At 73.4% G+C, this 20,984-nt stretch carries 20 protein-coding genes and 1 tRNA gene; 8 read left to right on the top strand and 13 right to left on the bottom strand.

What is annotated here, in order from left to right:
* Positions 1–26: 26 nt before the first annotated feature.
* On the bottom strand, positions 27–728 hold the full coding sequence (locus ACLQ20_RS29095) for a hypothetical protein (RefSeq protein ID WP_425858174.1): 702 nt from the start codon (positions 726–728) through the stop codon (positions 27–29).
* A 164-nt stretch (positions 729–892) separates the two neighbouring features.
* On the opposite strand from ACLQ20_RS29095, the gene ACLQ20_RS29090 reads away from it, so the two are divergent.
* The 3 genes from ACLQ20_RS29090 to ACLQ20_RS29080 all read left to right on the top strand — a co-directional run bounded on the left by ACLQ20_RS29090 (position 893) and on the right by ACLQ20_RS29080 (position 4,097).
* Positions 893–965: transfer RNA gene (locus ACLQ20_RS29090), tRNA-Arg, on the top strand.
* Positions 966–1,378: 413 nt separating this feature from the next.
* Complete coding sequence (locus ACLQ20_RS29085) at positions 1,379–2,194, top strand: superoxide dismutase (RefSeq protein ID WP_151456002.1); 816 nt, start codon at positions 1,379–1,381, stop codon at positions 2,192–2,194.
* Positions 2,195–2,363: 169 nt separating this feature from the next.
* On the top strand, positions 2,364–4,097 hold the full coding sequence (locus ACLQ20_RS29080; RefSeq protein ID WP_425858172.1) for a DUF7507 domain-containing protein: 1,734 nt from the start codon (positions 2,364–2,366) through the stop codon (positions 4,095–4,097).
* 143 nt (positions 4,098–4,240) lie between these two features.
* Here the strand turns inward: ACLQ20_RS29080 and ACLQ20_RS29075 are convergent, their stop codons facing one another.
* Positions 4,241–4,849 carry a hypothetical protein gene (locus ACLQ20_RS29075; RefSeq protein ID WP_151456000.1) on the bottom strand — a complete coding sequence of 203 codons (609 nt, stop codon included), beginning with the start codon at positions 4,847–4,849 and terminating at the stop codon, positions 4,241–4,243.
* 262 nt (positions 4,850–5,111) lie between these two features.
* On the opposite strand from ACLQ20_RS29075, the gene ACLQ20_RS29070 reads away from it, so the two are divergent.
* From ACLQ20_RS29070 to ACLQ20_RS29050, 5 genes are all read left to right on the top strand, one after another.
* Positions 5,112–6,005, top strand: a complete 894-nt coding sequence (locus ACLQ20_RS29070; protein WP_151455999.1) for a septum formation family protein — start codon at positions 5,112–5,114, stop codon at positions 6,003–6,005.
* 184 nt (positions 6,006–6,189) lie between these two features.
* Positions 6,190–7,368, top strand: coding sequence for a sensor histidine kinase (locus ACLQ20_RS29065; RefSeq protein WP_151455998.1), 1,179 nt, complete (start codon positions 6,190–6,192; stop codon positions 7,366–7,368).
* On the top strand, positions 7,358–8,524 hold the full coding sequence (locus tag ACLQ20_RS29060; protein WP_370518970.1) for a hypothetical protein: 1,167 nt from the start codon (positions 7,358–7,360) through the stop codon (positions 8,522–8,524). The genes ACLQ20_RS29065 and ACLQ20_RS29060 overlap by 11 nt, the downstream gene beginning before the upstream one ends.
* Entirely contained in the window at positions 8,497–9,210 is a 714-nt protein-coding gene (locus ACLQ20_RS29055; RefSeq protein ID WP_151455997.1) for a response regulator transcription factor, read from the top strand. Before ACLQ20_RS29060 ends, ACLQ20_RS29055 begins: the two co-directional genes overlap by 28 nt.
* A gap of 73 nt (positions 9,211–9,283) precedes the next feature.
* Entirely contained in the window at positions 9,284–10,009 is a 726-nt protein-coding gene (locus ACLQ20_RS29050) for a hypothetical protein (RefSeq protein WP_151456004.1), read from the top strand.
* Here the strand turns inward: ACLQ20_RS29050 and ACLQ20_RS29045 are convergent.
* The 11 genes from ACLQ20_RS29045 to ACLQ20_RS28995 all read right to left on the bottom strand — a co-directional run bounded on the left by ACLQ20_RS29045 (position 9,891) and on the right by ACLQ20_RS28995 (position 20,900).
* Entirely contained in the window at positions 9,891–10,871 is a 981-nt protein-coding gene (locus tag ACLQ20_RS29045; protein WP_151455996.1) for a GlxA family transcriptional regulator, read from the bottom strand. The genes ACLQ20_RS29050 and ACLQ20_RS29045 overlap by 119 nt on opposite strands.
* A gap of 4 nt (positions 10,872–10,875) precedes the next feature.
* Positions 10,876–11,484 carry an isochorismatase family protein gene (locus ACLQ20_RS29040; RefSeq protein ID WP_425858170.1) on the bottom strand — a complete coding sequence of 203 codons (609 nt, stop codon included), beginning with the start codon at positions 11,482–11,484 and terminating at the stop codon, positions 10,876–10,878.
* Between the two features lie 127 nt (positions 11,485–11,611).
* Positions 11,612–12,370: a lysophospholipid acyltransferase family protein gene (locus ACLQ20_RS29035; protein ID WP_151455994.1), complete on the bottom strand. Its 759-nt coding sequence runs from the start codon at positions 12,368–12,370 to the stop codon at positions 11,612–11,614.
* A 162-nt stretch (positions 12,371–12,532) separates the two neighbouring features.
* Positions 12,533–14,590, bottom strand: a complete 2,058-nt coding sequence (locus ACLQ20_RS29030; RefSeq protein WP_151456411.1) for an amylo-alpha-1,6-glucosidase — start codon at positions 14,588–14,590, stop codon at positions 12,533–12,535.
* Positions 14,590–14,967, bottom strand: a complete 378-nt coding sequence (locus tag ACLQ20_RS29025) for an SCP2 sterol-binding domain-containing protein (RefSeq protein ID WP_358119398.1) — start codon at positions 14,965–14,967, stop codon at positions 14,590–14,592. The genes ACLQ20_RS29030 and ACLQ20_RS29025 overlap by 1 nt, the downstream gene beginning before the upstream one ends.
* Before the next feature lie 120 nt (positions 14,968–15,087).
* Positions 15,088–15,654 carry a hypothetical protein gene (locus ACLQ20_RS29020; protein ID WP_425858169.1) on the bottom strand — a complete coding sequence of 189 codons (567 nt, stop codon included), beginning with the start codon at positions 15,652–15,654 and terminating at the stop codon, positions 15,088–15,090.
* A 230-nt stretch (positions 15,655–15,884) separates the two neighbouring features.
* Complete coding sequence (locus ACLQ20_RS29015) at positions 15,885–16,301, bottom strand: CBS domain-containing protein (protein ID WP_151456414.1); 417 nt, start codon at positions 16,299–16,301, stop codon at positions 15,885–15,887.
* Between the two features lie 76 nt (positions 16,302–16,377).
* Positions 16,378–16,818 (bottom strand): PPOX class F420-dependent oxidoreductase, encoded by a 441-nt coding sequence (locus tag ACLQ20_RS29010; protein WP_425858168.1) that lies wholly within the window; start codon positions 16,816–16,818, stop codon positions 16,378–16,380.
* Between the two features lie 159 nt (positions 16,819–16,977).
* A complete protein-coding gene (locus tag ACLQ20_RS29005) occupies positions 16,978–18,003 on the bottom strand; it encodes an aspartate-semialdehyde dehydrogenase (RefSeq protein WP_151456416.1) in 1,026 nt (341 codons plus the stop codon).
* Positions 18,004–18,261: 258 nt separating this feature from the next.
* Positions 18,262–19,608, bottom strand: coding sequence for a M16 family metallopeptidase (locus ACLQ20_RS29000; protein WP_151456417.1), 1,347 nt, complete (start codon positions 19,606–19,608; stop codon positions 18,262–18,264).
* A complete protein-coding gene (locus ACLQ20_RS28995) occupies positions 19,608–20,900 on the bottom strand; it encodes a M16 family metallopeptidase (RefSeq protein WP_151456418.1) in 1,293 nt (430 codons plus the stop codon). Before ACLQ20_RS28995 ends, ACLQ20_RS29000 begins: the two co-directional genes overlap by 1 nt.
* Positions 20,901–20,984 lie beyond the last annotated feature (84 nt).

Genomic DNA, 20,984 nt, shown 5'->3' with positions numbered 1-20,984 from the left:
GCCAGCCACGCCGCGCGTCGCCGGCCTCACGTCGCGTCGACGGCCGCCCGGATGCGGTCGAAGGTGGCCAGCGGGTGGCCGCCGTCGCGGGCCGGCAGCACCAGGCCCAGGCACCGCAGCCCCACCTCGCCGTCGCCGCCGGCCTGCACGCCGAACACCGGCGCCCCCACGTAGCCGGCCGGCAGTTCCGCCATGAGCCGGACGGCGTCGCCCACGCGCGCCACCCGCTCGATCGCGACCTCCAGCGGCCGGGCGCCGCCCGCGCCGACGCCGTGGGCGAGCACCACGGCGGAACCCGGCTCCACGCCGATCCGGGCGATCGCGTCCCGATCGGCCGCGATCGGATCCGGCACCTGCTGGGTACGCCACCGCCAGCCCGCTCCGGCGGCGTGCTCGTGCAGGCCGCCGGTGGGCAGGACGGCGACGCCGACCTCCTCGTGGTGCCGCCACCCGTCGGCGAGGTCGGGCAGGGCGACGGCGTCGGCGGCCACCCCGGCCGGCTCGGTCACGCTCGCCCGCAGCCCGATCTCCCCCGCCCCGGACCGGGTGAGCGCGTCGGCGGTCAGCAGGTACTCGCGCCCCTGCCCGGTGAAGAGGAACGCGGTGCCCTCGCCCCGGTCGCCGTCCCCCGCCCCGGCCTCGGTCCGGCGGATGGGCAGGATCGCGCGGCCGAGCAGTTGACACAACTCGTACGCGACGTCGTTTTCGGTCTCCGGGTCAAGCAGCACCAGCCGAGGGTACGACCCGCCGGTCCCGAGCCGCGCGGACGCCGGAACAGGGGTGACCGGCACCGGAGGCGCATGCGACCCTCTTGGGCGACGTGAGACGCGACCACCCGTTCCACCGGTCACCCGGTGGGCGGCGGTACCCTTCTCGCGCGACACGCACGCGCGCGCCCGTAGCTCAGCGGATAGAGCAGGGGACTTCTAATCCCAAGGCCGCAGGTTCGAATCCTGCCGGGCGCACAGGTACTTCTCTCAGCCGGACGGCTCCCGTGGAGCTATCCGTGGTGCGAGCGAGCCCGGTTTGCCGCGAAAGCGGCACTACCTGACCGGGTCACCGACATGGCCAAGGACCCTGCGGTCGCGGTGCCATCACCCGCTCGGGCCGTCTCCTTGGATCCTTGGCTCGCTGGTTCCTCCGGCGGCGGCGATCGGCGGGTCTGGCACGCGCCTCCGTCCGGTCCGGTCACCTGTCGAGCAACGGCGGAGTGGCCCCGGCGCTTGATCCACAGGTCCCATATAGGTGTTCGCCTATCGGAAGGGGCACGACAGTGCACAGACGAACGCTCTTGGCCGCAGCCGTCGCCGCGCCCATCGGGGCCGCCATCGCCGCGGCTCCGGCCTCGGCCCACCACGGGCACGGCCGGTATCCCTCAGTGATCAACCTGCCGAACGGGTTCTGCCCGGAGGGGATCGCCCGGGGAACCGGCACGAAGATCTACGTCAGCTCCATGGCCGACGGATGCATCTGGTGTGCCGACCTGCGCACCGGCAAGGGGAAGCTCCTCGTGCCGCCCGTGTCCGGCACCCAGGCGACGGGTCTGGACGTCGAACGAGGGCGGATCTGGGCGGCCTGCGGCAACATGGGCGGCGCGGCCGTCTACCGTGAGTCGACCGGCGAATGCCTGGCGACGTACGACTTCGGTGGCGGGTTCATCGACGGCGTGACCGCAACGAGCAAGGCCGTTTTCTTCACCGACTCGGAGAAGGCCAGGATCTACTGCGTCGAGTTCGGCCGCCGTGGCTCGCTGCCCAAACAGTCGGGAGTACGCACGCTGCCGTTGCCGGGTGGGCTCGGTGACCCCACCGCCTGTAACACCGGCATCGTCGCCGCCTGGGCGGGCAAGCTCATCGTCGTGCAGGCCAGGACCGGCCGGCTCTACTGCTTCGATCCCCGCGCGGGCATGGCCGCCCAGATCAGCACGGGCGGCGTATCGGTGTCCAATGCCGATGGTCTCCTGCTCAAGGGGCGCACGCTGTATGTGGTGCGCAACCGGAACAATGTGATCGCCAAGTTCCGCCTCAACGAGCGGCTGACGCGGGCCATGCCGGTCGACGTGATCCGTGACCGCGACCTCGATGAGCCGTCGGCTGTGGTTTCCTTCGGCTCGAGCCTGTACGCGGTCAACGCGCGGTTGTCCGTCCCGGCGACCCCCGGCACCACCTACTGCGTCGTGCGGGTGCGCGACTGATCACTCATCTTGCACCATCCGGCCGGGGATATCCCCGGCCGGATAAAAGGTGAGCCTCCCGGGTTGGCGTGGCAGTACCCCTAGCGGGGGATTCTTTCTGGTCCGACGTGACGGATGCCTCTACCCCTCGTTGCCACCGTTGTCAACGATCAACGCACGGGGGATTTACATGAGCAGAACCTCTATCACGAACGGACCCGCCCGCCTCTGCGCCCGGCTGGCCGCCTTCGCGATGCTGGCCGGTGCCCTGCTGCTGGGCGGCTCGCCGGCCCTGGCGGCGGAGACCATCAACATCAATCCAGGCAACGTGCCGACGACGGCGGCCCAGGCCACTCAGAACTGCGACCCCAACCTGGGCGGCGGGCCCTTCGCCAACGAGGACGTCTGGGTGTTCAACCTGCCGGGCAACCAGCAGACCAGCGGCGATTTCCTGTCGATCACGGCGACGTTCAGCACGCCTGGCGGCGCCGTCACCCGGACGATCCCGACAGACCCCAACAGCGCCATCGTCAACAACTTGGGCACCAGCAAGGCCTGGATCAGGCTCCCGGCTGGTTGGACGTTGACCGGCGCCTCGGCGGTCATTTCCGGCACCGCCGACTTCTTCGTGCTCACCCACACGTGCGCCGCTTCGAGCCCCGAGGTGAACCCGAGGCTGACCCTGACCAAGACCGGCACACCGGCCAGCGGTCTCCAGGCCGGCGACGAGGTCACCTACACGTACACGGTGACGAACCAGAGCACCGGCACGGTCAACCCGATCACCGGCATCACCGTCAACGACAACACGGTCACCGGCATCACCTGCCAGGCCACCTCGCTGGCGCCGGGGGCGAGCACCACCTGCACCGGCACGTACACCATCACAGCGACCGACGTGACCAACGGCAAGGTCGTGAACACCGCCCAGGCGATCGGATCCTTCGGCCAGCAGCAGGTGCCGTCCAACAATGCCTCGTTCACCGTCACGACCGTGAACGTGAAGCTGGGGCTGACCAAGACCGGCACACCGACCAGCGGTCTCCAGGCCGGTGACAAGGTCACCTACACGTACACGGTGACGAACCAGAGCACCGGCACGGTCAACCCGATCACCGGCATCACCGTCAACGACAACACGGTCACCGGCATCACCTGCCAGGCCACCTCGCTCGCGCCGGGGGCCAGCACCACCTGCACCGGCACGTACACCGTCACCAAGGCCGACGTGGCCAACGGCAAGATCGTCAACATCGCCCAGGCGACCGGCTCGTTCAGCGAGCGGCCGGTGACGTCCAACGAGGCCACCTTCACCGTGACCACCCAGGAGGCGCAGGCCAGCCTGTCGATCGACAAGAAGGCCCGGGTCGAGTCGAAGTGCCACGACAAGTGTGAGAAGGACGGCTTCGCGGCCAAGGGCGACAAGATCTTCTACACCTACCGGGTGGCCAACACCGGCACCGTCACCATCACCAACGTCGCGGTCAACGACCCGACCGCCGGACCGGTGGTCTGCAACAACACCACCCTGGCACCGGGTACGAGCACCGACTGCCACGCCGTCAACCCGCACGTGGTGACCGCGGCTGACGTCAAGAAGGGCAAGGTGGTCAACACCGCCCGGGCGACCGGCAAGTTCGGCAGCGAGACCGTGACCTCCGACCCGGTCACCGTCACCGTCTGCATCCGGCACGGCAAGTACGACCCCCGCAAGCACGACAAGGACAAGGGCGGCTGGGACAAGGACAAGGACAGCTGGGACAAGGACAAGGGCGGTTGGGACAAGGACAAGGACGGCAAGCCCCACCTGCCGGTCACCGGCGTCAGCTCCACCCAGGCCCTCTCGCTGGGCGGCGGCCTGCTGGCCGCGGGCGCTCTCATGGTCGGCGCCAGCCGGCTGCGCCGCAGGGAGACTCAGGCCTGACCCGTACGGCGGCACTCCAGGCAGCGCGTTCGGCCTGGTGAGCCACCGTCGGCGGACAGGGTGACCGGACGCGTCACCTGCAGGCCGGCACGGACACTGAACTCACAGTGCCCGTGCCGGCCGTGTCCGTTTTGCCGGGACGGTCAGCGGAGCCGGACGTCGAGGGTCGGGAAGTCGTACCAGGTCAGCTCGAAGGACGACCCGGTCTCCGGCACCACCGGGAACACGGCCCAGCTCTCCACCCGCTCCCCCGGCGCGATGCTGAAGGACTCGTCGGGCCGCGTGGTGGTGCACCAGGTGGACTCGGGACGCACCGTCCGGCCGTCCGGCAGGACGATCTCGGAGGAGGTCCGGTCGACCTCGGCGGTCGGGCAGCTCACCGGCCACGGCACCGGCGAGCCGTTGCGGTACGTCAGGTTCAGCCGCAGCTTGCCGCCGGTGGTTGCCGCGCTGACCAGCGTGACCGTCAGGCCCGACTGGCTGTAGACCGACCGGTCGAGCTGATACGTCCGGCCGGCGGGCTGCTCCTTCGTCGGCGACGCACCGGCGCCCGGCGACGCGCCGGCAGCCGGGGAGCCCGTCGACGGGCCGCCGACGGCGCCGGTGGTGGCCGCGTCCCGCGCGGATGGCGTCGGGTCGGCCCGCCCGGAGTCGCCTCGGCCGGCCAGGAACCAGCCGCCGAGGGTGCCGACCACGGCGAGGCACGCCGTCACGGCGACGAGGGCGAGCAGACCGACGTACCTTTTCGTCACGGTGGGCTCCCGACGGCGGTGAGAACGGCGACGGCGCGAAGGTAGCACCACCGTCCAAAGTCGGCGGCTCCTCAGTGGCGTCCAACCGCGCGGGCACAGCACCGTCCCGATGGCGGTCGGGCAGGGCGACCACCTGATCGACTTCGCGATGCCGCAGCCCGAGCCCGCGCCCGTCACCACGATCGCCTGGCGACTCGGGCACCCGGCTCCGCGCCGGGTGCCATATGCTGCGCCGGTTGTCACGGGGCGCGGGGAGGACCACATGCGACGCTGGCTGGGCGTCACGGCTTCGGCCGCGCTGGTCGCGGCGGCGGTGAGCGGGTGCGGCACGCCGGCCGGCACCGACGGGGACCTGACCGACGACTGGCGGCCCGTGGCCGAGGCCCGCCAGTTCGCGCCGCAGGCCGGCGAGTGCCACGTCGTCGCCGAGCCGACCGCCTACCTCACCAGCCACCAGCCGGTCGACTGCGCGAAGGCGCACCTCGTCGAGACGTTCCACATCGGCACGTTCACCGGTGACCTGGCCGCCCGCCCGATCCCGCCCCGCGTCGGGTCGGCGGCGATGCGGTCCGCGTTCGCCGAGTGCGACGCCAAGGCCAAGGAGTTCGTCGGCGGCGAGTGGCGCGACGCCCGGCTGTCGGTGCAGGTGGCGCCCACGTCGCCCGCCGGCTGGACGGGAGGCAGCCGGTGGTACCGGTGCGACCTGTTCGAGCTCTACCTGGTGAACGGCGGTAACGGCGACGTCGACGCGCCCGTCAACCGGGCGGGCAGCCTGCGGGGCGCGCTGAAGGCGGCCACCCCGCTGCGGTACGGCTGCGCCGAGGAGGACGAGTGGTCGAACCTGCTGGCGGTGCCGTGCACGAAGGTCCACCGCTTCGAGTACGTGGGCGTCTGGACCGCGCCCGACGTGTCGTACGAGGACGCGACGAAGGACGAGGACGCCGTGCACGCGAAGTGCCGGCCGGTGATCGCCCGCTACGCGAAGGTGCCGGTCGACGGGATGCTCCGTTACCGCACGGGCAGCACGTACCGGTTCCCGTCCGAGGAGGCATGGGCGCGCGGCGACCGGGGGGTGCGCTGCTGGTACTGGTCCAGCGGGAAGAAGCTGACCCGGTCGATCGCCGGCGGCGGGGCGAAGGTCCTCCCGATCAACTGACCGGGCGCCCGCAGGGGCGGGTGGGCAGGTCAGCGTCCTGTCGAGGGTTCCGGGAAGAGCTGACCGAACGGCGACACGGCGCGCACCGAGGGTGATCGCGGACGGCTGCTCGTGCTATTCTCCGGCGTCGATCCCCCGTTTTGGCCCGGATCGGGTCGTTGTCGCAGAAGGACCCTCTTTCCCGATGCCGGCCGTTGCCGCCCCGACCACGTCGCCGACCGCGCTGGACAACCCGGCCGGTGGCGCGTTCACCCTCATCTTCACCCGCCTGCCGGCGTTGCTGCGCCTGGCCTGCGGCCTGGCCGGCGCGGTGGTCGCCCTGTCGGTGCGCAGTGCGCCCGTCGAACCGGCGCTGCTGTTTCCGGCTGTCGCTGCCCTGACCGCCTGGTCGGTCTGGTACGCGTTCCGCGCGCTGCGCCACGGCATCGGCCGCCCGATGGTGCTCGGCGACGTGGCGCTGACCGCCGCCGCCTGTCTGGCGATGCCGGTGCTGGTCGCCCCGGAGGTGCTCCCCGGCGAGGTGAGCTGGATCGCGGTGCTGGCCAGCACCACCGTCCTCAACGCGCAGGCCAACGCCTCCATCGGGTGGTCGGTTCCGGCCGGGCTGCTGGTGACGGCGGCGTACGCGACCGGCGCGCACGCCGCCGGCCAGCCCGACGAGGCCGTCGCGCACGCGGTGACGCTGCTGGTGCAGACGGCCTGCGGCGCGCTGATCACCGCCATCATGCGGCGGCGGATCGGTCGGGCCGACGACGCCTTCGTGGCGCACCAGCGGCTCACCCGGGAGTCGCTGGTCGCCCGGACCGCGCGGGACGCGGAGCGGCGGCAGAACCGGGACCTGCACGACACGGTGCTGGCCACGCTGACCATGGTGGGGCTGGGCGCGGTCGCCGGCCCGTCCGCCGCGCTGCGCGAGCGGTGCGCCGCCGACCTGCGTACCCTCACCGCGCTGGCCGACGCGCGGTCGACTCCCGCCGCGGGTCGGGTGCCGCTGGACGAGCGGCTGCGGGCGGTGCGCGCCCGGCTGCCGGAACTGCCGGTCACCACCGAGCTGGCGCCGTGCGTCGTGCCCGCCCCGGTCGCGGAGGCACTCGCGGAGAGCACGTACGCGGCGCTGTCCAACGTGGTCCGGCACGCGCCGGGCGCGTCCGCCGCGCTGCGGCTGAGCCGGGTCGCCGACACCGTCGTGGTCGAGCTCGCCGACGACGGTCCGGGTTTCGACCCGGCGGCCGTTCCCGCGCACCGGTACGGGCTACGCGAGTCGGTAAGTGGCCGGATGTCCTCCGTCGGTGGGCGCGTCCAGATCGACTCGCGCCCCGGCGCCGGTACCCGGATCCGGTTGGAGTGGTCCGGTGTCGACTGAGACGACGACCGCCCCGGTGCCGGCGGCGCGTACGCCGGACGAGGGCCGGTCCCCGGTGGACCCGGCGGCGGCGGTGGCCGCTGCCTCCGACGGCGGCGCCCGGATCGTGACGGTGGTCATCGCGCTGGCCTGGCACACGGCGATCGCGCTGCCCGCGGTGCTGGGCGCGTGGGCGGAGCTGGCCGCGCCGGCGGTGGTCCTCGCCGGCTGGCTGCTCGTGGCGGCGGTCGGGGTGCTGGCCGGCCTCCGGCTGCTGCGCGGCGCCGCCCTGCCGGCCTGGCCGCTGGCCGCGCTGCTGCTGGTGGTCGACGCGGTGGTTGTCACGGCGGCCGGTGAGCGGCACCTCTTCACCGCCGCGAACTGGGTGTGGGGCACGCTCGGCTGGTTCTTCGTCATGGTGCTGTGGGGGCGGCGGGCCCACGGGCTGATCGCGGCGCTGGGCGTGCACGCGCTGATCGCGCTGGCCGGGGTGCTCGGTCACGGCGCGACCGCCCCCGCCGACCTGGCCCGGTACGCCATGTCCGTCTACGCCACGTCGACCCTTCAGGTGGCGGTCTTCGTGGGCGGCACGGCGATCGCGAGGCTGGCCCGGCAGCGGGCCGGCGCGGCGGCGGACGCCCACGCGGCGGCGGCCGAGCGGGACGCCGCCGAACGGGCCCGGCAGGAGCGGCGCGCCCGCCTGACGCTGGTCAGCGGCGCCGCCGAGGAGGTGCTCGCGGAGCTGGCCGACGGTCGGGCGGACCCGGCCGACCCGGACGTGCAGCGGCGGGCGGTGCTGGCCGCCGCCCGGCTGCGCCGGCTCATCGCCGAGTCCGACGACGTGCCCGACCCGCTGCTGCACGAGCTGCGGGCCGCCGCCGACCTGGCGGACCGCAACGGGCTGCCGATCGACCTGGTGACGATCGGCGACCCGCCGCCCCTGCCGGTGCAGGTGCGCCGCCGGCTGGCCGACCCGCTCACCGCGCTCCTGGCCGACGCCCGGGGCTGGGCCCGGCTGACCGTGGTCGCCGGACCCGACGAGGTGGTGGTCAGCCTGGTCACGCCCGACCGGGCCGGTCCCGACACCGCCGGACCGCCGGGCGACGACGGGCGGGTGGAGTACCTCTACGAGCGGGACGGGGAGATCAGATGGGCGCAGACGCGGTGGCGGGGGTGACCGCCGGTCGGCCGGTCGGCGTGGCGATCGTCGACGATCACCCGGTCGTCATCGAGGGGGTCCGCGTCTGGCTGGCCGCCGAGCCCCGGCTGCGGGTCCTGGCGACCGGCGACGACCCGGACGCGGTGCTGCGGGCCGCCCCCGACGCCGACGTGGTCCTGCTCGACCTGCGGCTGCACGGGCGGATGGCCCTGGACAAGCTCGCCGAGCTGAGCGCGGCCGGCCGGCGGGTGGTGGTCTACTCGGAGCACACCGACCCGCAGACGATCCTCGCCGCCCTGGACGCCGGGGCGGTCGCGTTCCTGGCCAAGCACGAGGGGCGGGAACACTGCGTGGCCACCGTGCTGGCCGCCGCCAGCGACCGCCCGTACGTGCCGCCGGCGCTCGCCGGGGCGATCGTGGGTGACCCCCGCCCGGACCGGCCCGCCCTGTCCGACAAGGAACGCGAGGCGCTGCTGCTGTGGTTCCAGTCGATGTCGAAGGCGTCGGTGGCGCGTCGGATGCGGATCAGCGAGCACACCGTGAAGCAGTACGTCGACCGGGCGCGGATCAAGTACACCCGAGCGGGGCGGCCGGCCGCCACCAAGGCGGCACTGCTCGCCCGGGCGATCGAGGACGGCCTAGTCCGGCCGGAGGAGATCGGCATCTATCGGTCACAGGCTTCCTACGACCGGCCGACCCCCTAACGGGCGTCATGACAGCCGGCCTGGGGTCGGCGACGCTCATGGTGAGATGCCATCGGCACCGGAGGTCATGACGATGCACGATGACGCGTCCCCCTTCTTCATCGGCCCGCACCGCTTCGACGCGGACGACGACCTGGCCCCGGCGCTGGACCGGCGGCACGAGCTGGTCGTCGAGGCCGGTGAGCGGGTGCTCGCCCGGCACCGGCTGCACGCGTCGGGGCATCTGCTCGGCCCGACGGAGGCACGGCGGCGGTGGACGCTGCCCGAGCCGGTGGCGGTGACCGTCACGGACCGGCGGATCGCGTACGTCGGCGGCGGGCCACAGCTCGCCCTGGTCGACGGCGTCGGTGACGGCGCGCGGCACCGCCGGGGCGTCCGGCTGCCGGGTCTGATCAGCGGTCAGATCCGCTGGCAGTGGCCGTCCCGGCTGGAGCTGCTGGCGGCGGGGCCCGGTGAGCGCGCCCGCCTGCTGGTGGTCTGCGACGCGCTGCGCACCATCCAGCAGCCGGCCCTCGGCCTCACCGGCCCCGCCGGGGAGATCACCGGGCTGACCCGCCAGGTGCGCCGGGCGGTGGCCGGGTTCCGGCTGGCCCACCCCGAACTGGTGGACCTGTCGCCGCCCGAGCGGGACGTGCTGGTGGTGCGGGCCGGGGGCGGGCCGGGCGCCGGCGAGACCCGGATCACCCTGCCCGGGTCGCTGCCGGTCGAGTTCCAGTCCCGGGACGACTACTACCGGCCGGGGCGCTTCGATCGCGGGTGGCACGGGCCCGCAGCCGGCGCAGCATCCGGGCATCGGTGAAGCCGACGGTACGGGCGGCCCCCTCCACGGTGGCTCCGTGCCCGATGAGGTGCTCGGCGCGTTCCACCCGCAGCAGTTGCTGGTAGCCGAGCGGGGTCAGCCCGGTGGCCCGCCGGAACAGTCGGGTCAGCGTCCGCTCGGCCACCCCGCCGACGGCGGCGAGGTCGGCCAGCGGCAGCGGCTCGGCGAACCGGCGGTCGATCAGGTCCTGCACCCGGTGCACGGCGTCGGAGAGGTGGGACCGGTGCCGCAACATGGCGCCGGCCTGCGGCTCGTGACCGTTGCGCCGGGAGTGCAGGACCAGGGAGCGGGCGATCCGGGCCGCCACCGCCGGCCCGTGCCGGGTGGCCACCAGGTGCAGTGCCACGTCGATGCCGCTGGCGATGCCGGCGGAGGTCACCACCCGCTCGTCGACCACGTAGAGCACGTCGCGGACCACCCGCGCCGACGGGAACCGGCGGGCCAGCTCGTCCTGCACGTCGTGGTGGGTGGTGCAGCGGCGTCCGTCGAGCAGGCCGGCCCGGCCGAGGGCGTACGCGCCGGCGCAGACGCTGGCGACGGTGCCGCCGCCGGCGTGGTGGTCGGCCAGCCGCCGTAGGTCGTCCGGCCCGACCGGCCCCTGCGGTCCGTGCGCGTGCAGCCGCCATCCGGGTACGACCACCAGGTCGTCGCGGGTCAGCTCGGGCCACCGGAGCCCGGCCACCAGCGGTACGCCCTGCACGGTCGGCACGACCTCCCGGTCGGCGACGTAGTGCAGCCGGTAGTCGTACCCGAGGTCGGCGGCGGTGGAGAAGACCTGGGCCGGGCCGGCGAGGTCCAGCAGGTGCAGCTGCGGGACGAGCAGGAAGACGACCCGGGCCATCGGCTCAGGCCCGCGCGCCGGCCGGGGCCGCGCCGGTCAGTTCCGCCACGCTGCGGATGGTGGCGAAGCGGCCGGCGAGGGCGTACTCGGTGCGGGCGGTCATCTCCTCGCTCGACAGGGTGCGCGGGTCGGCGAGGATCTCCTCCAACGTGGCCGTGGCCGGCAGGTCCCGGTGCGGGGTCGGGAAGGTGACCGTCGCCTCCGTCACGAAGGTCACCTCGTAGCCGAGGTCGCAGCCGACCCGGGCGGTGGTCTCGACGCACTGCTCCGTACGGATGCCGCAGACGGTGATCTCGCGGACGTCCGCCGTCGTCAGCACCTGCTGGAGGTTGGTGGTGGTGAAGGCGTTGTGCGACGTCTTCACCAGCGTGGGCTCCCCCGGGGCGGGCGACAGGCCCTCGATCAGGCAGACGTGCCCGTTGGCCGGGTCGAAGACCCCGCCGGTGCCCGGCTCGGCGTGCAGGACCCAGACGACCAGGTCGCCGCGTCCCCGGGCGGCGGCGACGAGCCGGTCGACCCGGCCGACGATGTCGGGGTTGGAGGCGTACGCCCAGTTGGGGCGGCGGCGGAAGGACTCCTGCACGTCGATGACGACGAGTGCTGATCTGCTCATGGGTTGAATCCTCGCCGGGTACGCGCCGCCGCGGCAGGCACCATCCCGCCCCGCTGCGGAACGATCCGGCCGCCCCCGATGCCCGGGCGGCCCTTCCCCCGGGCGTCGGGTCGATCGGGGCCCTCGGTCAGGCGTCGGGGTCGACCGCGGCGGCCCGGCGGCGGACCTCCAGGTCGGCGGCCTCCTCCAGGCTTGGCGCGGTGCCGCCCAGGTGCGCCGGGAGCCACCACGTGTCGTCCGGGCCGGCAGGGGCGTCGGGGTACTCCCGCTGAGCCCGGTCGACCAGCGCGGTGAGCCGCTCCTTCAGGTCGACGGTCATCGCGTTGGCGTCCGGGTAGGCCGCCGGGTCCATCGGCTCGCCGATCAGGATCGTGATCGGGGTGTGCCGGCGGGTCAGGGTGCGCGGTCGGCCCTTGGTCCAGAGCCGCTGGGTGCCCCAGATTGCGACCGGCAGCACCGGCACACCGGCCTCGGCCGCCATCCGGGTCGTCCCGCTCTTGAGCGACTTGACCGTGAACGACCGGCTGATCGTCGCCTCCGGGAAGACGCCGACCACCTCACCGCGCTTCAACGCGCTGACCGCCGTCGCGTACGACCCGGCGCCCGCCCGCCGGTCCACCGGGATGTGCCGCATGCCCCGCATCAGCGGGCCGGACACCTTGTGCGTGAAGACGGACTTCTTGGCCATGAACCGCACCAGCCGCTTCGCCGGGTTCGCGCCCAGCCCGCAGAAGATGAAGTCGAGGTAGCTGACGTGGTTGCTGGCCAGCACCGCCCCGCCCGTACGCGGCACGTGGTGGGCGCCCTCAATCGTGATCTTCAGGTCGAGGACCCGGAACATCGTCTTGGCGGCGGCGATCACGGGCGGGTACACGAGTTCCGGCATGGCGCGAACTTACCCTGCCCGCCTGAACCCCATGCCGACCCGCCGGGCCGCCGCGCCCAGCCCGCTCCCGCCCGCCTGTGCGGGCCGGCCCCCGGTCGCGGGAGGCCGGCGGCGCCCGGTCCGCCCGGTCGCCGCCGGCCTCCCGCGGGAGCCGGGCCCGCGCTAGTCGGTGAGCCGGTGCATGTCGAGGCGGCCCCGGGCGAACGCGTCGACGCGGCCCCACCGGCCCGGGATGTCCAGCACCTCGATCCGCCCCATCCCGATCGGCAGCCGGGGCTCCACCGCGAGGTGCCCCTCGTGCGGCTCCAGGCCGAGCATCGTCCGCAACAGCAGCAGTGGCGTGCCGGTCGACCAGGCCTGCGGGCTGCACGCCGTCGGGTACTCCACCGGGAACTTGGTCAGCTCGCGGGGATAGCCCCCGAACGCCTCCGGCAGCCGGCCCTGGAAGTAGGTGGCCGCGTCGAGGATGCCGTTGGCGATGACCGCCGCCTCCTCGGCGAAGCCGTACCGGCGCAGGCCCCAGGCGATGAAGGAGTTGTCGAACGGCCAGATCGTGCCGTTGTGGTAGCCGATCGGGTTGTAGCGGACCTCGCCCTCGGCCAGCGTCCGCACCCCCCAGCCGGTGAAGAGCCGGGGCCCGACCAGGTGCTCGGCGATCTTCTCGGCCCGGTCGTCGTCGACGATGCCGCTCCACAGCAGGTGACCGATGTTGGAGCTGAGCACGTCGCACTGGCGCCCGTCCGGGTCCAGGGCGAGGGCGTAGTACTCGCCGTCCGCCACCCAGAAGTCCCGGTTGAACCGCTCCTTGAGCGCCGCCGCCTCCCGCTCCAACCGGTCGGCGAAGTCCGGGTCACCCCAGAACTCGCGCGCCAGGCGGGCGGCCCGCAGCTTCGCGTCGTACGCGTACCCCTGCACCTCGCAGGTGGCCCGGGGGAACGGCGGCAGCGTGCCGTCCCGGTAGGAGATGGAGTCCCAGGAGTCCTTCCAGCACTGGTTCTCCAGGCCGGTGTCGGTGTTGCGCCGCTCGTACCAGATGTAGCCGCTGCCGACCAGGTCGGCGTAGTCGTCGATCCACTCCAGCGCGGCCCGGCACTCCCGCTCCAGCTCCCTGACCAGCTCGACGTCCCCGCTCCACTTCTCGTACTCGTCGAGCAGCACCAGGAACAGCGGGGTCGCGTCCACCGACCCGTAGTACGGCGAGTGCGGCTGTTCCTCGAAGGCGGCGGTCTCGCCGTACCGCATCTCGTGCAGGATCCGGCCCGGGTCCTCGTCCCGGAAGTCGTCGAACCGGGTGCCCTGGAGCGAGGCCAGGATCCGCAGCGTGGTCTTCGACAGCTCCGGCGTGAACGGCAGCGTCTGCAGGCAGGTGAGGATGCTGTCCCGCCCGAACATGGTCATGAACCAGGGCAGGCCGGCGGCCGGCAACGACGCCCCGCCGAGGGAGAGCGGCGAGAAGCGCAGCGCGGCCAGGTCGATCAGGCTGCGGCGGTACGTCGAGGCGACCCGGTCGTGCTGACTGTTGACCTTGGGGGCCCTGGCGATCCACTCCTCGAGGTCGTGCTGGAGGGCGAGCCGCTCGGTGGTGTGCGCCCGCAGCCCCATCCGCAGGTCCCGCCCGCCCGGGGAGACCGCCATCGTCTTGACGTCGATCTCGGATTTCCACTGCTCGTTGGGCTGGAGGTGGATCGAGTAGGCGAAGCCCTTGCGGTCGTAGCGTGGAGCCGGGGACGCGGAGATCAGCGTCTCCCGGATGAAGTTGCCCCGCCGGTAGCCCAGGCGCAGCCGGTCGGACTCGACCTCCGTGTAGATCTCGCCCTTCTTGTTGAGGATCTCGTCCTTGACCTGGAACAGGTCGGCGAAGTCGGACGCCGCCTCCATCCTGATCTCCAGGTCGATCGGCTTCTCGTCGTGGTTGAGGATGGTGAGCGTCTCCCGGAAACTGCCCCCCACCGCCCGCTCCCGGACGATCGACAGCTTCGCGTCGACGTAGTGGGTGGCCATCCCCGGCACCAGGAAGAAGCGGGCCTCGTAGTACTGCAGGTCGTCGTACGACAGGGGGGTGAGTCGGTCCCCGTTGACCGTCAGCACCCACGTCGACAGGAAGCGGGTGTCCAGCGAGAAGAACCCGGTCGGCTCGCTCGGCGTCGCCTCGATGTCCCCGGTGTCCTCTGACACCACGAAGGTGCTGCCGTCCAGGATCCGGATCGTGTTCTGCGCCATCACCGCACCTCCTGACGGGACCTGAAATGCCGACGTGGTCCACGGGTGTCCGGATGGCTGGGGAAGAGCCGCTCCATCTGCACCACCAGCCGCAGGTCCCCGCTCACCGTTATGTCCCCCCGCAGCAGCGCGGCCACCCCGTGCTCGCGGCCGGCGGCGATCTCCTCGAATAGCTCGGGGCTGGTCCCGACCACCGTGTCGGCATCCTGGTCCTCCTGGCTGACCTGGAGCCGCCCGCGGTCGATCCGCAGCAGCCAGTGCGTCGTGTGCGCCCCCTCGTGCAGGTCCAGGCGCAGGGTCCCGGAGGACTTCGCCAGCAGGGGGTCGTACCCCCGCCGGTCGAGGTCCTCGAAGAACCTCGTCGTCGCGTCCACCATCGGGTCTTCTCCTCCCCCGTCGGGCAATGTCCCTGCACGGGGTCCCCGTCCGGTGCCGGGCCAACCTCGCCCGGACCGGGTGAGTCGCCCGCCCGGCGGGGGTGGCCCTGCGCGTACGGGCTAGATCAGGAGGGTGTCGTGGCGGTCGTTCCGGCGGCGGACGTGGCCGCGCCACCCGGCGAGCAGTGCGATGAAGGTCCAGCCGGCACCGCCGAGGAGCAGGGCCGCGACCATGCCGCCGGAGTCGACCCGGTCGGCGGCCTCGAGTTCGACCACCCCGTCGGGATCGGTGAGCACGGCGAGCCTGTCGCCGACCTGGTAGCTGGGGTTGCTGCCCTGGTGGACCAGCGGCTCGTCGAGGCGCCCGTCGGCGCCCTGGAGCGTGAAGGCATGCCGCTTGCCGACGACCGACACGTCGACGATCGTCACCTCCTGGCGGACGCCGCGCGCCTCCAGCACCGCCTCCGGGGCGAGCTGCACGGAGCCCACGAGAACGAACAGGGCCGGCCCCATGGCGAGGAACGCCAGCCACGCGGCCCGGTGCAGCAGACGCACGGCGAGCACGAACACCAGGCAGAGGAGCAGCCCGGTGACGATCGGGACGACCTTCGCACCGACCGCCACGTACGCGATGGCGGTGTTCACCCCGACCACGGCCAGGCCGAACAGGACCAACAGCACCGTCATCGCCGTCGACCTGCCGGCCGACCACGCTCCCGCGATCGGCACGGGCCCCGTCGGCGGAACGGGCCCGGTTGGCGGCAGGGTGGGTCGGACGTCGGGGCGCCAGCCGGTCGGCGCGTTCCGGCCTGGTGCGGGGGGCTCTGCGGACACGCCGGGATCATAGATCCGGCGGTCCAGCCGAGGGCCGGCGCGCCGGCCCCCATCTCGGGGAGCCGGCGCGTCGACGCGTACGGTCAGTTGTTCGGTTCGTCGGCGCTGATGTCGGCGAGCACCGACTGCGGTTCCCGCTCCACGGCGAGGTCACCCATCGAGACCAGGCCGACCAGCCGCCCGTCGTCGATGACCGGCAACCGGCGTACGGCGTAGGTCCGCATCAGGTCGGCGGCGGCGACCGCGTCGTCGTACTGGCTGACCGTGATCACGTCCTTGCTGGTGATCTGGTTGAGCGGGGTCGAGTTCGGGTCCATGTTCTCGGCCACGCCCCGGACCGTGATGTCCCGGTCCGTCACGATGCCGATGACGTCGTCGCCGTCGGTCACCACCACGTCGCCGATGGCGCTGTCGCGCATCTCCTGCGCCGCGGCGATCAGCGTGTCGTTGCCGTCCATCGTCACCAACCGGGTCGTCATGAACTCTCCGACCGTTGTCATGGTGCTCCCCTCTCGGTGTCGGCACCGCCGTCTACCCGCCGACCGCACGGGGTAACGCGCGCGACCCCGGCCCGGGTCAGGCGCGCGGCGGGAGGCCGTAGAGGCGCTCGACGTGCAACCGGAGCACGAGGCGCCCCTCGGCGACCATCGCCCGCCGGTAGTCGGCCCAGTCCGGATGCTCGCCCTGGATCGCCCGGTAGAGGTCGACCAGCTCCGCCACGGTCGCGTCCTGCGGGTCGGCGGCCACCGGCGTCAGCTCGGCGCGCCCCTCCGCGACCGCGTACGCCCAGCCGTCGTCGCTGGCGACGTGGAACGAGGCGCGCGGGTCCCGGCGCAGGTTGGCGGTCTTGGCCCGGCCGTCGGTCACCGAGACGCGGATCAGGGCCGCGCCGCTGTCGAAGGCGTAGATGACGGTGGAGAGCTGCGGGCGCCCGTCCCGCTTGAGCGTGGCCAGCACCCCCAGCCGGTGGCCGGCGATCAGCTCCGTCAACGCCCGCTGGGTCTCGTCGTCCGCCACGGCAACCTCCGCTTCGACCGGTCACGGCGTTCCCATCGAACCACGGCGGACGCCCCGCCCGCGCCCGTGTGCCCGCCGTACGCCGACGCGACGGGCCGCACCGGGGGGACGCGACGGGCCCCCGCCACAGCTGGCGGAGGCCCGGGGAAGGCGCGTCGGTCAGCGGCGCTCGGCGGCGACCAGCTCGGCGAGCTGCACCGCGTTGAGCGCGGCGCCCTTGCGCAGGTTGTCGTTGGAGCAGAACAGGGCGAGGCCGTGCTCGACGGTCTCGTCGGCGCGGATCCGCCCGACGAAGGTCGGGTCCTGGCCGGCCGCCTGCAACGGGGTCGGCACGTCGGCGAGCGCCACGCCGGGAGCGCCGTCGAGCAGCTCGCGGGCCCGCTGCGGGCTGATCGGGCGGGCGAAGCGGGCGTTGATCTGGAGCGAGTGGCCGGTGAAGACGGGCACCCGTACGCAGGTGCCGGAGACGCGCAGCCCGGGGATCTCCAGGATGCGGCGGCTCTCGTTGCGCAGCTTCTGCTCCTCGTCGGTCTCGAAGCTGCCGTCGTCGACGATCGAGCCGGCGAGCGGGAGCACGTTGAACGCGATCGGCCGGGCGAACGAGCGGGGGGCCGGGAACTCCACGGCCGCGCCGTCGAAGGCGAGGCCGGCGGCGTGCTCGGCGACCTTGCGGACCTGCTCGTCGAGTTCGGCGACGCCGGCCAGGCCGGCGCCGGAGACCGCCTGGTACGTCGAGACGACCAGGCTGACCAGTTCCGCCTCGGCGTGCAGCGGGCGCAGCACGGGCATCGCGGCCATCGTCGTGCAGTTCGGGTTGGCGATGATCCCCTTGGGGCGTACGGCGGCGGCGTGCGGGTTGACCTCGGCGACGACCAGCGGCACCTCCGGGTCCATGCGGAACGCCGAGGAGTTGTCGATGACGACGGCGCCGGCGGCGGCGACCCGGGGCGCGAGTTCCTTCGCGCTGCCCTTGCCTGCGGAGAAGAGCACGATGTCGAGCCCGGAGTAGTCGGCGGTGGCCGCGTCCTCCACGGTCACCTCGCCGTCCCGCCAGGGCAGGGTGCGCCCGGCCGACCGCGCCGAGGCGAACAACCGCACCTGCTCCGCCGGGAACTCCCGCTCCGCCAGCACCTGCCGCATCACGCCACCGACCTGGCCGGTGGCCCCCACAATGCCGATCCTCATGCCCGCGAGGCTACCCAGCCCGGCGACCCGACCGGGAACGCTTTCCCACCCACCGGGGTCGGCGGCGCTCCCGCCCGGCGGTGGCCGTGGTCACCCCGGGCCGCGCCGGGACGCAACGACCTCGCCGGAGGGGCCGGTGGGACGGGAGGATCGTCAGCCGGCGGGGCGGCCCGCCGGAGCATCCACGCCGGCCGCCCCGGCCGGGCCACCCGCGCCGGCCGGGGGCGGCGCGACCCATGTCACACCGCCCCGGGCCGCTCAGGAGGCGTGGTCGACCAGCTCGCCCAGGCCGGTGGCGACGAGTTCGTCGCGGATCACCGCGGCGTCGCCCTCCACCACGATGGTGAGGTCCTCCGGGCGCAGGTGCGTGGCGGCCGCCGCGGAGACCTCCGCCACGTCGGCGGCGAGCAGCGACTCGCGCAACCGGGCGTGGTAGTCGTCGGGCAGGTCGTGCACGACCAGGGTGGTCAGCGCGGAGGCGATCGACCGGGGGCTCTGCAACTCGACGGAGAGCTGCCCGGCCCGCCAGGAGCGCGCGACCGCCAGCTCCTCCTCGGTCACCCCGGTCTCCCGGGTACGGGTGATCTCGCCGACCGACTCGACGACGGCCGGCGCGGTGACCGCCGTCTGCACCCCGGAGCTGACCCCGAACCGGCCGAACCGGCGGGACGAGGCGAAGTCGCCCCGGATGCCGTACGTGTAGCCGCGCACCTCGCGGATCAGGTGGTTGAGCCGGGAGGTGAACGCCCCGCCGAGCACCGTGCCGGCGAGCGTCATCGGCACGTGGTCGGGGTGGGAGCGGTGCGGCGACGGGTGGCCCAGTCGCAGCGTGGACTGCACCGAGCCGGGCCGGTCCACCAGGATGATCCGCCGGCCGGGCCGGGTCGGCACCTCGATCGGGCCGCCCCGGTCGACCGGCCCGCCGCCGGTGCCCGCGAACGCCGCCGCGCCGAGCGCGTCCAGGTCCAGCCGGTCCAGGTCCCCGGCGACGACCAGCGTGCCGGGGCGGATGAACCACTCGGAGTGGAAGACCGTGACGTCCTCGACGTCCAGCGCCGCCACCGACTCCGGGTCGCCGTAGAGGGGACGGCCCCAGCGGTTGCCGGCGCCGAACAGGTCCGCGCGCAGCGCCGCGTCGGCCCGCGGGCCGGGGTTGGCCCAGTCCATCCGCAGCGCGGTCGCCTCGTCGTCGCGGACCCGCCGGACGTCGTCCGGGTCCAGCTTCGGGGTGCGCACCGCCTCGGCGAGCAGCTCCACGGCGGCGTTCAGCCGCTCCACCGGCACCTGCACGCTGACCTGGAAGGAGTCCCAGTCCAGCCCGATCACCAGCTCGGTGCCGAGCCCTTCGATCGCCAGCGCGTACGCCGTCGCGTCGCGCTGCGCGGTCCCCTCCTCCAGGGCCTTGGCGAGCACCGCGCCGAGCCCTTCCTTGCCGGTGGGTTCGCGGCCGGCGCCCGCGTCGAGCAGCAGCAGCGCCACCGCCAGGTTCTGCCCGGGCAGGTGCGCGGCGACCACCTGACCACCCGCCACCGTGCGGCGGACCACCTGCGGGAACCGGTACGGGCGGGCGGCGCCGGGCCCGGGACGGTCGGCGATCAGCGTCATCAGGGCTTCTCCTCGGGCAGGTAGGTCAGGGTGACCCGGTCGTCGGCGGCGAGCACCTCGGCGGCGGCCTCGGCGATCTGCTCGGCGGTCACCGCGAGCCAGGCCGGCAGCCGCTCCGCGGCCTTCGCCGGGTCGCCGAACTGGGTGGCGTAGCGCCCGAGCGTGTCCGCCCGGCCGTCCACCGTGGACATCTGCCGCCACCACGAGGTGCTCAGCAGGGACTTGGCCCGGTCCAGTTCGGTGGTGGTGACCGGGACGGTGGCCAGTTCGTCGACCACCTCGGCCAGCCCGGCGCCCAGCCGTTCGGCGCTCACCCCGGGGCGGGCCGTGGCGGTGGCGATCAGCGGCGCGGGGGCGTGCGCCAGGTCCACCCCGTACGCCCCGACCATGTCGGGCTGGGCGATCCGCTCGCCGTCGGCGAGGCGCTGGTAGAGGCGGCTGCCCCGGCCGCTGCCCAGCACGGTGGCGAGCACCGTCAGCACGTCGTAGCCGGGGCTGCCGAAGGGGTGGGTGCGGTGCGCGATGTAGACGCGCGGCGCCGGCACCTCGGCGGTGACCGTCTCCACGGCGGGTCGGCCGGTGGCCGGGACGGTCCGGCCGTCCGGGGCCGGCGGGATCTCCGCGCGCGGCGGGAGGGCGCCGAAGTACTTGTCGGCCAGCGCGAACACCTCGGCGGCCGAGGCGTCGCCCACGACGGTGAGCACGGCGTTGTTCGGTGCGTAGTACGTCCGGTGGAACGCCTGGAAGGTGGCCAGGTCGGCGGCGTTCAGGTCGGCCATCGACCCGATCGTGGCGTGGTGGTAGGGGTGCCCGGGCGGGTAGAGCAGCGGCAGCAGCCGCAGCCAGGCGTCGCCGTAGGGCACGTTGTCGTAGCGCTGGCGCCGCTCGTTCTTGACCACGTCCCGCTGGTTGTCCAGCGTCTCCTGGGTCAGCGCGGGGACCAGGCCGCCCATCCGGTCCGCCTCGAGCCACAGCGCCAGTTCCAGGTGCTCGGCGGGGACGGTCTCGAAGTAGTTGGTGCGGTCCGGGTTGGTGGTGGCGTTGAGCGAGCCGCCCGCGCCCTGCACCAGCTTCATGTGCTCGGTCTTCGCCACGTTGACCGAGCCCTCGAACATCAGGTGCTCGAAGAGGTGCGCGAAGCCGGTCTGCCCCTCGGGCTCGTGCCGGGAGCCGACGTCGTACCAGAGGTTCACGGCGACCGCCGGAGCGGTGCGGTCCTCACTCACCACCACGCGCAGGCCGTTGTCCAGGCGGGTGGTCTCGATGGGCCAGGGGTAACCGCTGTCGGGCATGGCACGACGCTATCCGATCAGGTGCGCGGGAGGGGACGCGCCGCACGCGGCGAGGCATCGACCGCCGGCCGCCGGGTACCGGGG

Source organism: Micromonospora sp. DT46 (assembly GCF_049841735.1).
Classification (GTDB): domain Bacteria; phylum Actinomycetota; class Actinomycetes; order Mycobacteriales; family Micromonosporaceae; genus Micromonospora; species Micromonospora reichwaldensis.
Note: the sequence above shows the minus strand (reverse complement) of the source record. Positions and strands in the feature narration are given on the sequence as shown.

Excerpts from the sequence above, each read along its gene's own strand:
- ACLQ20_RS29080 (WP_425858172.1), top strand. The coding sequence starts at position 2,364 with ATGAGCAGAACCTCTATCACGAACGGACCCGCCCGCCTCTGCGCCCGG.
- ACLQ20_RS29070 (WP_151455999.1), top strand. The coding sequence starts at position 5,112 with ATGCGACGCTGGCTGGGCGTCACGGCTTCGGCCGCGCTGGTCGCGGCG.
- ACLQ20_RS29065 (WP_151455998.1), top strand. The coding sequence starts at position 6,190 with ATGCCGGCCGTTGCCGCCCCGACCACGTCGCCGACCGCGCTGGACAAC.
- ACLQ20_RS29055 (WP_151455997.1), top strand. The coding sequence starts at position 8,497 with ATGGGCGCAGACGCGGTGGCGGGGGTGACCGCCGGTCGGCCGGTCGGC.
- ACLQ20_RS29050 (WP_151456004.1), top strand. The coding sequence starts at position 9,284 with ATGCACGATGACGCGTCCCCCTTCTTCATCGGCCCGCACCGCTTCGAC.
- ACLQ20_RS29045 (WP_151455996.1), bottom strand. The coding sequence starts at position 10,871 with ATGGCCCGGGTCGTCTTCCTGCTCGTCCCGCAGCTGCACCTGCTGGAC.
- ACLQ20_RS29040 (WP_425858170.1), bottom strand. The coding sequence starts at position 11,484 with ATGAGCAGATCAGCACTCGTCGTCATCGACGTGCAGGAGTCCTTCCGC.
- ACLQ20_RS29035 (WP_151455994.1), bottom strand. The coding sequence starts at position 12,370 with ATGCCGGAACTCGTGTACCCGCCCGTGATCGCCGCCGCCAAGACGATG.
- ACLQ20_RS29030 (WP_151456411.1), bottom strand. The coding sequence starts at position 14,590 with ATGGCGCAGAACACGATCCGGATCCTGGACGGCAGCACCTTCGTGGTG.
- ACLQ20_RS29025 (WP_358119398.1), bottom strand. The coding sequence starts at position 14,967 with ATGGTGGACGCGACGACGAGGTTCTTCGAGGACCTCGACCGGCGGGGG.
- ACLQ20_RS29020 (WP_425858169.1), bottom strand. The coding sequence starts at position 15,654 with ATGACGGTGCTGTTGGTCCTGTTCGGCCTGGCCGTGGTCGGGGTGAAC.
- ACLQ20_RS29015 (WP_151456414.1), bottom strand. The coding sequence starts at position 16,301 with ATGACAACGGTCGGAGAGTTCATGACGACCCGGTTGGTGACGATGGAC.
- ACLQ20_RS29005 (WP_151456416.1), bottom strand. The coding sequence starts at position 18,003 with ATGAGGATCGGCATTGTGGGGGCCACCGGCCAGGTCGGTGGCGTGATG.
- ACLQ20_RS29000 (WP_151456417.1), bottom strand. The coding sequence starts at position 19,608 with ATGACGCTGATCGCCGACCGTCCCGGGCCCGGCGCCGCCCGCCCGTAC.
- ACLQ20_RS28995 (WP_151456418.1), bottom strand. The coding sequence starts at position 20,900 with ATGCCCGACAGCGGTTACCCCTGGCCCATCGAGACCACCCGCCTGGAC.